The sequence below is a fragment of the Bacillus thuringiensis genome (assembly GCF_001595725.1).
In the GTDB taxonomy this organism is placed as follows: Bacteria; Bacillota; Bacilli; order Bacillales; family Bacillaceae_G; genus Bacillus_A; species Bacillus_A thuringiensis_K.
The window spans coordinates 3,580,169-3,594,321 of sequence record NZ_CP014282.1; the positions used below are offsets into that span (position 1 = coordinate 3,580,169).

Genomic DNA, 14,153 nt, shown 5'->3' on the forward strand with positions numbered 1-14,153 from the left:
AATATACAATTTCTATTTAAAGTCTTGATGCAGTCTATACTATCAACCGCAATATTTTTTAAACCTTAAGAATACTTACACTCTTTAACACTTTCCTTATAAACATGATTTTTATAAGGAAATCTGATACAATTCTTAAATAATATTATTATGTATAGATATAACGAACATAGTGCATAATTAAAGAAGGTGATTTCATTGAAATTAAATAAAAATTTACAATTATGTATATTAATCGGAACATTAATATGCTATTCAATCTATTTTATGTTTTTCTATCTGTTCCCTACTCATTTTTCAAATTCAGATGTACGCTTCGCTTCACTTGTCGTTGAAGCCATTACATTTGTATCACTGATTTACTCTATATATTCTAAAAAAGTCAGTTCAAATCCGTTTTGGATATGTATTACAATAGCAATTGGTAGTTTTTTATTAGGGAAAATAGTATATACATATCAAGATAGCTTCTTCGAAATTCCAATACATCGTTTTACGGTTTCTGATGTATTTTACATGTTTTTTCTACTTTTCTGTCTTATCGCTTTCTGCTATAAAATCTTAAAGGAATGCAATAAATGGGAAAAAGCGTTCTTTATTTGTGATATATGCATAGTGCTTACTTCCATATTTACATTAGAATGGTATTTATTTAATCAACCAAATTTAAATATATTCGCTCTTTCACTAGGAGATGTTTTCCTTTCATTTTTATACCCAATTGCAGATTTATTATTTCTACTGCTAGGTGTTAGTCTCTTTTTCCGTCCAACAATTTTTAATTCCAAACGGAAAATTTATATCTTTATTTTTGTATTAATAAGTTCTGCAACTTTTAACTATATTTATTTTTACTTAAATAACCACTTATCAACTGAAACGATAATATTATTACGTCTTTTATATAGAATACCTATATTACTTATTGCAATAGCTGGCTCTATTTCAGAAGATCATAATAGCCATAAAAATTATTTCCTTGTAAACCCTATAATAGGAAAAAAAGCTTTAGTTGTATTTCCCTATCTTGCTGTTGCAATACTAATCGGGTTTACATTAAAAGAACAAACATCATCTTCAACTCTCATTACAGGAAATTGTATTACTTTTATTTTCGTACTCATTCGTCATTCTATCGTACGTATGCAAAACAATTCCTTAACAAAACGTTTGCAGGCATTTAATGCCCAACTAGAAGAAAAAGTTACTTTACGGACGTCTGATTTAGTTCATAAATCAGAGGCTCTTTCTCAAAAACAGCAAAAGTTTAAATCATTATATGAATATCATCCTGACCCTATCTTCACCATTGATTTAAATGGAATATTCTTAAATGTAAATAAGGCTGGGAGTGTACTACTTGGGGCACCAACGGATGAGTTATTAGGTGAAACTTGTTTTTCGATCATTTTAGATGAAGATAAGCATAAGCTAGCATTGGCATTAGAAAAAGTGAAACAACAAGAATCGGCATTCTTACAACTTAGTTCTCAATATAAAGATGGCTTTACTTATTTTTTATACGTTACAATCATTCCTATTATAATAGACGGACAAATTTCAGGAAGCTATATTATGATGAAAGATATTACTGCACTAAAAAAACAGCAAGAAGAAATAAAATATTTAGCATTCCATGACACTGTAACGAAAATTGGGAACCGTGCCTTTTTCCATAAGAAATTAAAGAGAGTTATAAAAAATGCTAAAATAACAGAAAGCGAGTTTGCATTATTATATTTAGATTTAGATCGCTTTAAAGCAATTAACGATACACTTGGACATTCGTCAGGAGATTACATATTAGAAGAAGTAGCAAAGCGATTCGAATCATGTCTTCCATCACATGCTCATCTTTCAAGAATCGGTGGTGATGAATTTACAATCATAATTGAAAACTATACTGACGAAGATTACTTATTCCAATTATGTAACCAATTATTTAAATGCATGAAAAAGTCATTTATCATACATGAGCATAAATTAACTTTATCACTGAGTATCGGCCTCGCTATTTATCCACATTCCGGAATCGATACCGCTACACTTCTGAAAAACGCTAATGTTGCAATGTATGATGCAAAAGCAAAAGAGTTTAACTCTGTCTCTATTTATGACGATGTAATCGCTAAAAAAATTGAAAGACGATTACGATTAGAAAAAGATTTACCAAACGCTCTACAAAATGAAGAATTGTTCCTTTTGTATCAACCTCAAGTTGATAGTGAATCTAATAAAATTATCGGTGCAGAAGCTTTAATTAGGTGGAATCATCCTGAATTAGGTATTATTTCTCCATACGAATTTATTCCGATTGCAGAAGAAACACTACAAATTATTTCAATAGGAAAATGGACATTAGAGCAGGCTTGTAAGCAAATGAAACGTTGGCACGCACTCGGATATTCACATTTAAAAATAGGTGTAAATTTATCTGCTAAAGAATTTGAACAAGAGGATTTTGTAAAATCTATTTCTTCTACTTTAACAAATACTGGTTTACCAGCAAGCTCTCTTGATCTTGAATTAACAGAGCGAATTGCAATGATGGATGAGCGAGAAACATTGATAAAACTGCGTACACTAAAAAGTTTAGGGATTCACATTTCAATTGACGATTTTGGTACAGGTTATTCTTCGCTAGCCTACTTACCTTTATATCCAATTGATACGTTAAAAATCCCGAGAGAATTTATTACAATGTCTGAAACATGTGATGATGGAATGGAAATTATTAAAACAATCATCACATTAGCAAATACATTAGGAATGTCTGTCATTGCTGAAGGTGTAGAAACGAAAGAGCACGTAAATTTCCTTCAAAAAAATAAATGTCAGTTTATTCAAGGTTATTATTACAGTAAACCTATTCATATTCATGCATTTACTGAGCTATTAGAAAACGGCATTCACCCATAGTACATAGCCAATTGAAATAAATAATAATGAATTTGAACAAATATAGTAAAAAGGAAAGAAGATACCTTCTTTCCTTTTGTTTTCCTATTTACATTTCTATTACTTCACCACTTCATTTATTATATCTATTAAATGATGAATCCCCTCATCATTTGTTTTCTTATATCCATTCATGTTTTGAATATATTTATCCTTATTTGTATACAACTTATTTACTGCATGTATAAATGTATTCGTACTTACTTTGTCTTGGAGTATAACTTCCGCATATCCTTGCCGTGAAAAATATTCAGCATTTAAAACTTGATCTCCTCTACTGGAACTGTTAGTTAACGGGATAAGCAACATCGGTTTCTTCAAAAATAACAATTCAGAAATAGCAGTAGAACCCGCTCTTGAAACTACAACACTTGCCATATTTAGTATATGCGGCAACTCATCGCCTATATATTCAAATTGCATATACCCCTCCGTGCCAATAGATGGGTCTATCTTCCCTTTACCACATATATGAATAATATTAAAGTTTAATAGTATTGTATCTAAACATTCCCTTACCATATCATTTATCCACTTAGCACCTTGACTCCCACCCATAATTAATAATACTGGTTTATCTTGCTGAAATTCACAATATCTTCTTCCTCGTAATACATTACCCTTCTCAATTTCTTCCCTTACAATTGGTCCTACATAAACCTTCTTCTCCTTATTTACATTTTCTCCTGTCTGAGGAAATGTTGTGCATAGCTTTGTAGCAAAAGGTAATGCTATTTTGTTGGCAAGCCCTAATGTGCTATCTGGTTCACGTATAATTATAGGCACACGATTTAACCATGCTCCTATAGCTACAGGAACTGAAACAAATCCTCCTGCTGAAAAGATAACGTCAGGTTTTGTTTTCTTAATTAAATTATAACTTTGTAAACAACCGCGTATAATTTTAAAAGGATCTTTAAAATTCTCCCAATCCCAATATCTCCTAAGCTTGCCCGTTGAAACACTATTGTATTTAACATTTTGCACTAATGATTTTTCAATTCCATTTTTGGATCCAATATACTCGACTCTCCATCCTTTCTCTATAAATTTAGGAATTAATACAATATTAATCATAACGTGTCCGGCTGTACCGCCCCCAGTAAAAAGAATCGTTTTGCTCATAACTTATACCCACCTTTATTATTAAAAATCTAGCTTTCTCTTTACCTTTTAAATGTAAATAAACTTATTATTTTTTATATAAATCCTTAACTCCACCTCTATATCTTGTAAAAGATCGTTAATGAGTTCATAAAAATCATTTCCATACTCACTACACTCGTATTGAGCAAAGATTTGAATCACATACCTAGTTTCCGTCTCTAATGCTGACTTTATTCGATTAACCCTTTTTTCTTCTACATACGCTTGATATTTATGTATTGCCTCATAAATAAGCAATACATGCGCTTTTTCATCTCTCCAGTCCTGCGTATCAACAATTGAAAGATATAGCGTATTTTGATTATCTATTACTTCATAACCATTCATATATTTCTTACATCCTTTTTTGTTTTTCATTGCATGTAGATGTCACTACATTTCGCATACTCAAGTACATCTTTTAATGATTGATGAAATTCAATTTCTGGGATCCAACCTAACTTTTTTATTTCCTCTATTGCTAAACTCTCATTTGAGTCGCTCCCTTTTTTCTCTGTTTCCTCTATAAAAAAATTTAGTTGTGTTAATTCTTTATATTGTTCTAGTACATCTAATAAAGACCGTTTTACTCCTGATCCGATATTATATTGTTTTCCATTTATTCCATCTCGTAATAACACATGATACGCTTTGACCGCATCACGTACATCTACAAAATCTCTACTATCTTTCAAACTGTTTACTTCGATAATAGCTTTACTTGTACCTGATTCTATCTCTATCATTTTCTTTGCAAGAATCGAACAAATACCATTCGATACTCCTGGACCAATTAAATTTGAGGGCTTTGCAATGATAATATTTGAATCCATTAATCCTCCCCAAGCCTCTGCAATAATGACTTGCATCGTTTTACTTAAACTATATGGATTTGAAATTTTTATTTCGTTCATACTATTTGCTTGCAAAGCAGATCCTATAACTAATGTTCTACAATGCGAGGCTTCTTGCTTAATTGCTTCTAATAAATATAACGTTCCTATTACATTAATCTCTATATATTCAAGGGCAGCTGTCCAAGATTCTATGACCGAATTCCTTCCTGCTAAATGCAATACGTAGTCTGGCTTTATTTGTTTCATCACCTTCATTACTTCGCTCTTATTAGTTAAATTACAAGTAATACCATTTCTAATTTTTTCTCTATGTGCACGATTTTGAAACATAGGAATTACATGAAAGCCCTGCTCTAAAAAATAGTGGCAAGCATGGCGTCCTGTGAAACCATTTGCACCAGTTATCAAAAGGCTCGCATTTTTTTTCATCGCAAAAATCCTCCTTTTAATAGCATTTGTTTCACCTCATGTTTTTCAAGTAAGTCTTGTTGAGAACTAAAACTCTTCACATCCACTAGAGGATAGCTAGAATAATATTCTTGAAGTCCTTCTATAGGAATAGTCGGTAGTACCACAAAATAATTTTGATCAAAACTTATACTTGTTTTACTCTCTACCTCAGATAGAAGCATTTCACTTAATTTTTCACCCGGTCTTATCCCTACCTCTTTTACCTTAATGTTTTCTTTTCCCGAATCTTCAATTAATAATTCTGCTAAATCTGTTATTTTACATGCCGGCATTTTCATAACAAAGATTTCCCCGCCTCTACCTTGAGATACGGCTTTAAATAACAACCCAACAGCATCTTCAACTGTTAAGAAAAATCTAGTCATATTGGCATCGGTAATCCCTACTTGTGAAGATTTTTTAATTTGTTGTTTAAAAAGTGGTACTACACTTCCACTCGTTCCTAAAACATTTCCACCACGAATACAAATGAATTTTGTTTTCTTCGTTTGTATATTCGCATGAACCATTAATTTTTCACCAATTGCTTTTGTCATCCCATACGTATTTGATGGATCAGCTGCTTTATCCGTTGAAACATATATAACTTTTTCAACTTGCATCTGTATAGAGGCTTCAATTACATTTTGCGTACCATGTATATTGGTTTTTATAGCTTCATAAGGATAATACTCACATACTGGAACATGTTTTAAAGCTGCAAGATGGAACACATAATGTACATCTTGGCAAGCATAGACTAGTTGATCTTTATCACGAATATCTCCAATAATAAATTTTAACCTATCATCATTTATAAACTGTTGCTGCATTTCAAACTGAACCGTTTCATTTCTTGAAAAAACTCTAATTTCTTTCGGTGATTTTTCTAATAGTTGTTTTATAAGTTCATGCCCCCACGAACCTGTCCCACCAGTAATTAAAATTATTTTATTTAACATTCTTTTTCCTCCTACGAAACATCTCAATTTAAATAATATTTATTGAATTATTTTCAATTGATTCAAATCATAATCGTCGTTTGTTACATTTAATTGACAAAATAAAAAAACAGAAACTATTAAACATAGTTTCTGTTTTTCATTTCATCTCACAACAGTAAGATTTTTTATACGGTTTTCATGATAAATAAATTCCTTGTAAAAAACACCGCTCATTTATTTCTTATACTCGTAATAAAATAAATAGAATGATTCATAGCCAATAATCATGTTTAAATTTATGAAAAAGGGAGGTAACGGAATGGATCTAAGCAATTCAAATCATACATATAACGGACCTTCCAAAGCACTGCCCCTCTCCCTATTCGACGTAAAAAATGAATTAAAACAAAAAAGCAAGCTTATTCCTTCTGACACCATGTATAAATTAACGAAAGAAGAACAACTCATCATCAACAAAATAAAAATACAAACAGAACAACTAAATAAAAATAATGTTACAAGAACACGCGCATACTACCAATTTTACATTCAATATCCAGAAATACATTGGGCACTGCTTGGACATATGGTATCACGTAACGGCGGTTGGAATATGACTGATTTAAAGGGCGATTTATATACGAGAATTTTATCAGAAAAAGATCAATTCATATTTTTTTCTTTTTTAGAAAGAGGGAATTGGCTTATTTTCCAAGATGTATATCCTCAATTTTTACTTTACGAACAAAGTGTAAAGAGATCACAAAAGTTATTTCACCTTCTTTCTCACCTAAATGTTTCTACATTTATGGAAACGATGTGGAACCATTTTTGGAAAACAGGTAACAAAAAAACTTTAGCGATTGCAACTATTATTAATGAACAAAACTACTTAGAAAAAAGAGTGATTCAAAATGGACAATTTAAAAAGACTGTACTAAATAGTATTGGATTTAAACTCTTTGATTTCTTTCAGTTTAATCATATCCTTTTCCCATTCTACGAAAATGATAAGAAACAAAAAGTATTACTATTTGGTGATACAATGAAACATTTCACTTCCTTACATGAACGGATATTAATTGGAAAAAGATTGTACTCATTATTATTTCGAGATACACATATTTTATCTCAAATAATAAGCTGGGCTCAACACCATCCGCATACAGGATCTAGGAAAGATTACTGGCCCCATTTATTTTCGAGTGTAAATGAATCTTTTTCCCGTGAGTTTTATAAGCGCCGAATAAAGAAATGCCAGTTACGAAATGATGCTTATCGCATATACAGCCCTGCACTCATCTATGCATGGCGAGATATGAAGCATGAAGAAGTTGACAATAAAGATTGGTTTACTGATTGGCAAGTTGTAAATTACTTAGTTGATAAGGAGGAAAATATAAATGGACAAATTACAGAAGACTACTGCAAAACACTCGAAAAAATTGAACTCGCCATTCTCGCAAAGAAAAATGTCCTCCTCCGAGAAGAAGAATGAGTTTCTAGCATTAGTAGTTACAACCTTTCTCTCTTCTATTATTGGAACTTGCTTAGATGCCTTTTTTGTTAATAAACAAATATATTCCTTTCCGGCTAGGCCCTTCTCATCCACATTTTCGGTTAATATAGCTTTTACATTGTTCGTACTGCCGATTTTAACAGTTATCTTTATACACATTTCAAAAAAATTATCTAAGGTTTCTAGAATTTTATTTATTATTTCAATCGGTATTTGTGCTAGCCTTTTTGAGCAGATTGCTGAAAGTTTAGGTTTCTTTGTACATAGTGCGAATTGGAACCATACATATTCTTTATTTGGTTATATGATTTTTCATTCTTTTATTTGGAACGTATATAATTGGATAAAAAAATAAAGAGACCATTATAGGTCCCTTCTTAAGCATACTCTTCCGTTATTGCTAATGGTGCCAATGTTTGAAGGCTTTTAGAGCGTAAACGATAGGCAACGACTTTCTTCTTATATTGCTTAATGACATCAACATGTTCCTCATAGCTATATAGAGAAAATCTAATCTCTTTATTCCCTTTCTTCGTATCAATGACTATTGGTATCCCTTCTCCGTGCGGTGGGAAATAATGTTTATCTAAAAACAAAGCCTCATTAAATTCATGAATAACTTGTAGTTTCATTTCTCCCTCTATATTTTTTCCATCTATCGATATAGAAGTATTTTCCGCCTCAAGCTTTTGATGCAATTCAAATTTACTAATAATTGATTCTACAACAGAAGTGGGCATGCTAGAAACTAATACTTTAATAGCTCCAAAAACAAATAATGTAACTATAAACCATGTTGTCATTGTTATCATCTCCATTACATTTAAAAAATAAATTTCGTTCCATACGGTATTAGTATACTAATGAGTATGCCAGTTACAATCACATATCCATATTATGAAATCTCATTTAGCGTGTCGGCAAACCGTTTAATTCCAATTTGAATTTGTTCTATATTCGCTCTACCAAACGTAAATCGTATATATTCATTTTTCGAACCTAAAACACTGCCCGGAACAAATGCGACACCATTCCGTATAGATTTACCTAATAAGTTATATTCATCAAACTTTCCTTTCACTTTACACCATACATGTATTCCACCCTCTGGCACGAAACATTCAACTCGGTCTCCCAATGTTCCTTCAAGCTCTGCAATTAATTCATCTCTTCTTTGCTTCAATTGTCCACGAAGTATCGTAATGTGTGTATGGAAATCCTTTGATTCTAAAAACTGATTTGCTACCCACTGCGTAAATACACTATGGCCAAAATCAACTTGTTGCTTTGCATCTGCTAAACGCTCAATTACGCGCGTAGGACCAATTACCCAGCCAATACGTAATCCTGATGCAACAATTTTTGATAATGAACTTATATAAAGAACATTCCCATTTTGATCCATTGATTTTAATGTCGGATTCACTTCTCCATTAAATGAAGTTAAACTATACGGATCATCTTCTACAATAGGTATACCAAATTCAGAAGACAGTTCTAAAATCTTTTTACGTCTCGCTAATGAAAGCACAGTTCCAGTTGGATTTTGATAATCTGGATTCAAAAACACCATACGAATGCGATGCTTTTTGTGCAAATCGATTAAGTCATCTGGATTCATTCCATGCTCATCAACAGGTAAATGAAATATGTTTAAACCGGCCGATTTAAACATTGGAAGCGAAAAACAATACGAAGGATCTTCAATCGCGATCGCATCGCCAGGTTTTAATAAACATTGAACGATAAGATTAAGCGCCTGTTGTGCTCCAGACGTAATAAGAATAGAGCTTGAATCTGCTTCAATTTGTTTATATTGCTGAACATGTGCTGAAATTGTTTTTCTCAACATCTCATTTCCAAGTGGATGGTCATAACCGAGGTTTTCCATAAATATTTTCTCTGACAAAATTGTTCGAAATCTATCACTTGGAATTAATTCTGGTGACAGTTCACCACTTGCTAAATTAATTAAATCATCTTTTTGTGTTTCCGTTCGAATTTGTTGAACGAGTGGTACGTTAGGTAAGAATGATCCGTCCTCCACGTACCTACCCCAGTTCGGTATTCGTTTATGTGAGACACCCCATATGTCTGTATTGACCCGTGTTCCGCTTCCCTTTTGCCGTTCTACTACTCCAAGTGATTTTAATTCTTCATACGCAGCTACTATTGTACTCCGGTTCACCTGTAATTCCTTTGCTAACATACGCTCAGAAGGTAACTTACTATCAGAAGGAAATTCACCTGAAGAAATGCCTCTTTCAATATAATCAGCAATTTGTTTATATACAGGTGTCTTATCTGCACGATTTGGTTTCCATTCCATCTAGTTCCCTCCTTTCAAAACGAACTATCCTCATTTTTTACTAACAGTATTCACCGTAAAAATAGTATTAATTAGTCACATTTTCTTATCCGTAAATGGATATATCCAAAATAGTTCTCTTTCTGATTACTCGATAGCTTCTGAAATTCCAACTTCATACTCTCATTTCAGTTCTTTCACAAACTATCAAATCATTACCACATACCATGTTACCCCAACCAGTAGAACAAAAAGAAGAAGAATATAGATTGCAGATAAGTTTTTCACATTTCTCTTTGTAGACTTTCCATAATTATCCTCCACGTTTCTTGCAACTAGTACAGTCCCAAATAGCGATACAATTACAATAATAACGACTAGTGAAATTGCAAAACTCATTGTCTTTTCACCTCTCTAAGACCCATCTATTTTAATTAAAGAACTTACATAAAAACCTTCCTCTTTAAAACGTTGATAACATACTACCTTTCTTCTCTTATCATAATAGATGTTTGTAAAAATCGGACCAACCACTTTCGCGTTTTTTTGCTCATCCACTTTAAAAATAAAAAGCAACTGATCACTTAAGACCAATTGCTTTTTCGCAAGGTTAATTATATTCATTTTTCACTTGAAATTAACCCGATTTAAAAGTTTGATTTTTTCATAATGAAAAGTATCGTTCACACCATTTACAAAAAAGAACCTATGAAGGTCCTTTTTCGAATTGTACAACACAGCACTATGTTGAGTATCTTAAATTTTATACTAATGATAAAGTGAAACTTTAATCAGCCCTCACCAATCGGGCTTTTACGGGCAGCAGGCTCCTACCTAACTTCTTTGCTTCCTCTGAATTTTGAGGTAGGGGTCTTACTGCCCGACAAATAGCGGGATAAATGTTAATAGACTTATTCTTCAATAATGAATTGTGAAATTAGCATTTCTAAATTTTCAACTTTCTTTTTCATTTCATTAGATTTCGTCGTTATTTCTTGAATCAATGTGGCTTGTGCTTGAATTGATTGTACCGTTCGATTCGTTTCTTGTGCGACTTGTGTTGCAGTTTCAGAAACTATTGACAAAGAGGCATTTACTTCTTCTGTCCCAGCAGACATTTCTTCTGTGGCAGCAGACACTTCTTGAATTTGGGTCGTTATTCTATTAATATCTTGCATAATAGATGAAAATGCGAGTTCTGCCTTATGCGCTGCTTCTTTACCACCACTAGCCTGTTGTTGACCTTTTTTCATTACATGAACTGTATCCTCTGTATCTTGATGTATAAAACGTATTAAATTATTTATATCATTTACAGATGTTTTAGATTTCTCAGCTAGACCTCTTACTTCAGCTGCAACTACTGCAAATCCTTTTCCATTTTCTCCAGCACGTGCTGCCTCAATTGCAGCATTTAAAGCAAGTAAATTCGTTTGTTCCGCAATATTAGTAATAACATCTAACGCTTCTTCAATTTGTTGTGTACGCGTAACAAGTCTATCAATGACCTTAGAAGTTTCTTCGACAACTTCATTCACGCTATTCATTTGATGAATAGATTGTTTTATAACTTCACTACCAGAATTTGCTTGGTCTATTGTTGCAACAGCAACTTCAGCAACCATCGCTGAAGATTCAGCTACTGTTTGAACACCAGTTGCAATTTCTTCCATTGAAGTTGAACTTTCTTGAATACTAGTCACTTGTCCCTCTATTTCTTTATTTATTTCAGAAGTAGTTCGAACAACCTCGTTTGATATATGTGCTGCCGTTTTCGTCTCTTGTAGCATATTTTCAGTTGAAACAATCACTTCTTTCGCCGTAACCTTCACCTGACCGACTAATTGTTGCAAGTTATCTAACATACTATTAAAGGATTGTACAATATGGCCTAATTCGTTCTCGGATTTATAAGAAGTTCGAATTGTTAAATCTCCAGCAGATACTCGTTCCATATCTTTTTGTAATAATACAATTGGTTTTTTTATAGCATTTTTTGTTATAAAACCAATAAAAATGATTATTATGATTCCAACAAATGAAATAATTACAAATGTTATGATTGTATTTTTCACACTATTAACATTCTCTTTTTGTAGCTGTTCAGCAGCATTATTATTATATAAAATAAGTTCGCGAATAGACTGAATTGTTTTTTCCATATTAGGGTCAATTTCTTTTAAATAATAGCTATAGGCTTCTTCATTATTAGTCAGTCCCAAATCCTGTGCTTTTTTCATTTGTACTCTTAAATCTTTAAATTGACTTTGAAACGCATTATACAAATCTTTTTCTTTATGAGAACTAATTCTAGTTTCAAATTGTTTTAACAGCTCATCATTTTCTTTTCTAGTCTTATCCATTTCTATTATGAGTTCTTTCATTCTTTTTTCATCTTTCGATATCATAATCTCCATAAAATTCATATTAACATGGTAAAAATTTGATTCTACAATTCCTATCCATTCAATTGGTAATAGTCTTTCTTCATACATACTAGAAGATGCATTTTCACCTTTTTGAAGCCCTAAAAACCCGAGTGAAGATAACATAATACAAGCCAAACTCGATATAATGACTAACACATTTAATTTCGTTCCAATTTTACTATTTTTAATAAAAGACAACAAAATCACTCCATCTATATATTATATTTTACTTGTTTTATATTACAACAACAATCGACATTTATCGACATTTTTTATTAATCTTATAATTATATTCGAAGAACTTGATTCTCATACTATCAAATACTAAAAAGTCTTATGGGAATTCCACAAGACTTTTAATAGAGTTATATTGTTTCTATGAAATTATGATAAAAATTAAAGCGACTTATTAGTTCTTATAACTTCTTGATAGAGAATCGGTGACCACTTATCACTAACATAATCTTGGATAACCCAACCAACTCTTTTTGGATTCTCTTGTTTAATATATGCCGCGATCTCGGGATTTATATAAGACGCATAATAATATGGACTGTTCCATGCTGTACCACCAGAAGACAAGCTTGTAAAATTAATATATAGATGATTTGAATCCTCGCTATTATTCATCGTTTCATTCATCGTATCTTTAATAGATTTTACTTTCTCATCATAACTCACTTTATATTTATCTTGTACTGTTACATTTACATTTTGATTTACAGTTGTGGTAAACGTCTCATTATCTGGCCAATAAAAATTATTATATCCTCCAGATTCATTACTACCACTATATCTTTTTAGTAGTACAATTTTCCCACGAGCATCTCCAAGTTTTATATTTCCTTCTGTTTTTAAAAAGATAGGATCAACAAAATAATTTTTTTCAAACGTACTACTAAATGGACCTTCTGCCCCTTTCATATCCTCATACTCTTTTTTTAAAGACATAATAATCGTTTCACTCGGGTTATCTTTTAAAAATTGTTTCGCTTCGTTTATGAATTCATGCAGTGTTACATAAAGATATAATGGCCCATGATGAAGAACTATCGTATTATCATCTGTTAAACGTCCTCTTATATCAAAAATGCGAGCTCCATGGTCCATTTGATAGCGAAAATCATATTCTTGCGTCATTCCCCATACTTGCTTAATCGGATTTTGCAACTTGAACGTTCCACTATCGTGTGTTCCTGGAATTGAAATTCGTGATAACGGGATATTATCAGGTATAGGTTGCATCCATTTTGACCAATTTTCAAGCTCATTAACAGAGCTAGCTGCAACTACTCTCTTATCATGTAAAGCAAATACAAATGTGATAAATATTGTACTACATATGAATAATTTCAAAATTAACTTTTTATTGCTCATTATTATCCCTCTCTTTTTCTGTTTTTATATCAAACTTATTGAATATAATATAAGCTAGTTCATAAAAAATAAATAACATTTCATCAATATGAAATATTGCATAGAAGTAAAGTTAAAAAAATCATTCACATATACTAAATTAGAAAAATTTAAAGGAACTTCATC

The 14,153-nt window shown here is 31.8% G+C and carries 12 protein-coding genes; 3 read left to right on the top strand and 9 right to left on the bottom strand.

Annotation, left to right across the window (positions count from 1 at the left end):
- The first annotated feature begins 198 nt into the window (after window positions 1–198).
- A complete protein-coding gene (locus AXW78_RS17755; RefSeq protein ID WP_061884505.1) occupies window positions 199–2,919 on the top strand; it encodes a sensor domain-containing protein in 2,721 nt (906 codons plus the stop codon).
- A gap of 99 nt (window positions 2,920–3,018) precedes the next feature.
- On the opposite strand, the gene AXW78_RS17760 is transcribed toward AXW78_RS17755, so the two are convergent.
- Genes AXW78_RS17760 through AXW78_RS17775 form a run of 4 tightly spaced genes read right to left on the bottom strand, consistent with a single transcriptional unit; the run spans window position 3,019 to window position 6,373 of the window.
- On the bottom strand, window positions 3,019–4,083 hold the full coding sequence (locus AXW78_RS17760; protein WP_061884506.1) for an undecaprenyldiphospho-muramoylpentapeptide beta-N-acetylglucosaminyltransferase: 1,065 nt from the start codon (window positions 4,081–4,083) through the stop codon (window positions 3,019–3,021).
- Between the two features lie 48 nt (window positions 4,084–4,131).
- Window positions 4,132–4,482: a DUF6572 domain-containing protein gene (locus AXW78_RS17765; protein ID WP_074593605.1), complete on the bottom strand. Its 351-nt coding sequence runs from the start codon at window positions 4,480–4,482 to the stop codon at window positions 4,132–4,134.
- The gene (locus AXW78_RS17770) at window positions 4,479–5,390 is read right to left on the bottom strand and encodes an SDR family oxidoreductase (RefSeq protein ID WP_000739081.1); all 912 of its coding nucleotides are present in this window, start codon (window positions 5,388–5,390) and stop codon (window positions 4,479–4,481) included. The genes AXW78_RS17765 and AXW78_RS17770 overlap by 4 nt, the downstream gene beginning before the upstream one ends.
- The gene (locus AXW78_RS17775) at window positions 5,387–6,373 is read right to left on the bottom strand and encodes a UDP-N-acetylglucosamine 4,6-dehydratase family protein (protein WP_000932600.1); all 987 of its coding nucleotides are present in this window, start codon (window positions 6,371–6,373) and stop codon (window positions 5,387–5,389) included. Before AXW78_RS17775 ends, AXW78_RS17770 begins: the two co-directional genes overlap by 4 nt.
- A gap of 301 nt (window positions 6,374–6,674) precedes the next feature.
- Here AXW78_RS17775 and AXW78_RS17780 point away from each other — a divergent pair, with 301 nt between their 5' ends.
- Window positions 6,675–7,853, top strand: a complete 1,179-nt coding sequence (locus AXW78_RS17780; RefSeq protein WP_000366099.1) for a DUF2515 domain-containing protein — start codon at window positions 6,675–6,677, stop codon at window positions 7,851–7,853.
- On the top strand, window positions 7,828–8,229 hold the full coding sequence (locus AXW78_RS32605; RefSeq protein WP_116777535.1) for a CBO0543 family protein: 402 nt from the start codon (window positions 7,828–7,830) through the stop codon (window positions 8,227–8,229). The genes AXW78_RS17780 and AXW78_RS32605 overlap by 26 nt, the downstream gene beginning before the upstream one ends.
- Window positions 8,230–8,251: 22 nt before the next feature.
- Here AXW78_RS32605 and AXW78_RS17785 read toward each other — a convergent pair whose 3' ends face one another.
- The 5 genes from AXW78_RS17785 to plcA form a co-directional block, all read right to left on the bottom strand.
- Window positions 8,252–8,677, bottom strand: a complete 426-nt coding sequence (locus AXW78_RS17785; RefSeq protein ID WP_000214631.1) for a YfmQ family protein — start codon at window positions 8,675–8,677, stop codon at window positions 8,252–8,254.
- Window positions 8,678–8,769: 92 nt separating this feature from the next.
- Complete coding sequence (locus tag AXW78_RS17790; protein ID WP_061884507.1) at window positions 8,770–10,203, bottom strand: MocR-like pyridoxine biosynthesis transcription factor PdxR; 1,434 nt, start codon at window positions 10,201–10,203, stop codon at window positions 8,770–8,772.
- Between the two features lie 186 nt (window positions 10,204–10,389).
- The gene (locus tag AXW78_RS17795) at window positions 10,390–10,581 is read right to left on the bottom strand and encodes a hypothetical protein (protein WP_000006453.1); all 192 of its coding nucleotides are present in this window, start codon (window positions 10,579–10,581) and stop codon (window positions 10,390–10,392) included.
- A gap of 512 nt (window positions 10,582–11,093) precedes the next feature.
- Window positions 11,094–12,809: a methyl-accepting chemotaxis protein gene (locus tag AXW78_RS17805; RefSeq protein WP_000008148.1), complete on the bottom strand. Its 1,716-nt coding sequence runs from the start codon at window positions 12,807–12,809 to the stop codon at window positions 11,094–11,096.
- Window positions 12,810–13,007: 198 nt separating this feature from the next.
- Window positions 13,008–13,988 carry a phosphatidylinositol diacylglycerol-lyase gene (plcA, locus tag AXW78_RS17810; RefSeq protein WP_061884508.1) on the bottom strand — a complete coding sequence of 327 codons (981 nt, stop codon included), beginning with the start codon at window positions 13,986–13,988 and terminating at the stop codon, window positions 13,008–13,010.
- Window positions 13,989–14,153: the final 165 nt, after the last annotated feature.

Bases quoted from the DNA above. Each gene is read 5' to 3' on its own strand.
- AXW78_RS17760 (WP_061884506.1), bottom strand. From the start codon at position 4,083: ATGAGCAAAACGATTCTTTTTACTGGGGGCGGTACAGCCGGACACGTT.
- AXW78_RS17765 (WP_074593605.1), bottom strand. From the start codon at position 4,482: ATGAAAAACAAAAAAGGATGTAAGAAATATATGAATGGTTATGAAGTA.
- AXW78_RS17770 (WP_000739081.1), bottom strand. From the start codon at position 5,390: ATGAAAAAAAATGCGAGCCTTTTGATAACTGGTGCAAATGGTTTCACA.
- AXW78_RS17775 (WP_000932600.1), bottom strand. From the start codon at position 6,373: ATGTTAAATAAAATAATTTTAATTACTGGTGGGACAGGTTCGTGGGGG.
- AXW78_RS17780 (WP_000366099.1), top strand. From the start codon at position 6,675: ATGGATCTAAGCAATTCAAATCATACATATAACGGACCTTCCAAAGCA.
- AXW78_RS32605 (WP_116777535.1), top strand. From the start codon at position 7,828: ATGTCCTCCTCCGAGAAGAAGAATGAGTTTCTAGCATTAGTAGTTACA.
- AXW78_RS17785 (WP_000214631.1), bottom strand. From the start codon at position 8,677: ATGACAACATGGTTTATAGTTACATTATTTGTTTTTGGAGCTATTAAA.
- AXW78_RS17790 (WP_061884507.1), bottom strand. From the start codon at position 10,203: ATGGAATGGAAACCAAATCGTGCAGATAAGACACCTGTATATAAACAA.
- AXW78_RS17795 (WP_000006453.1), bottom strand. From the start codon at position 10,581: ATGAGTTTTGCAATTTCACTAGTCGTTATTATTGTAATTGTATCGCTA.
- plcA (WP_061884508.1), bottom strand. From the start codon at position 13,988: ATGAGCAATAAAAAGTTAATTTTGAAATTATTCATATGTAGTACAATA.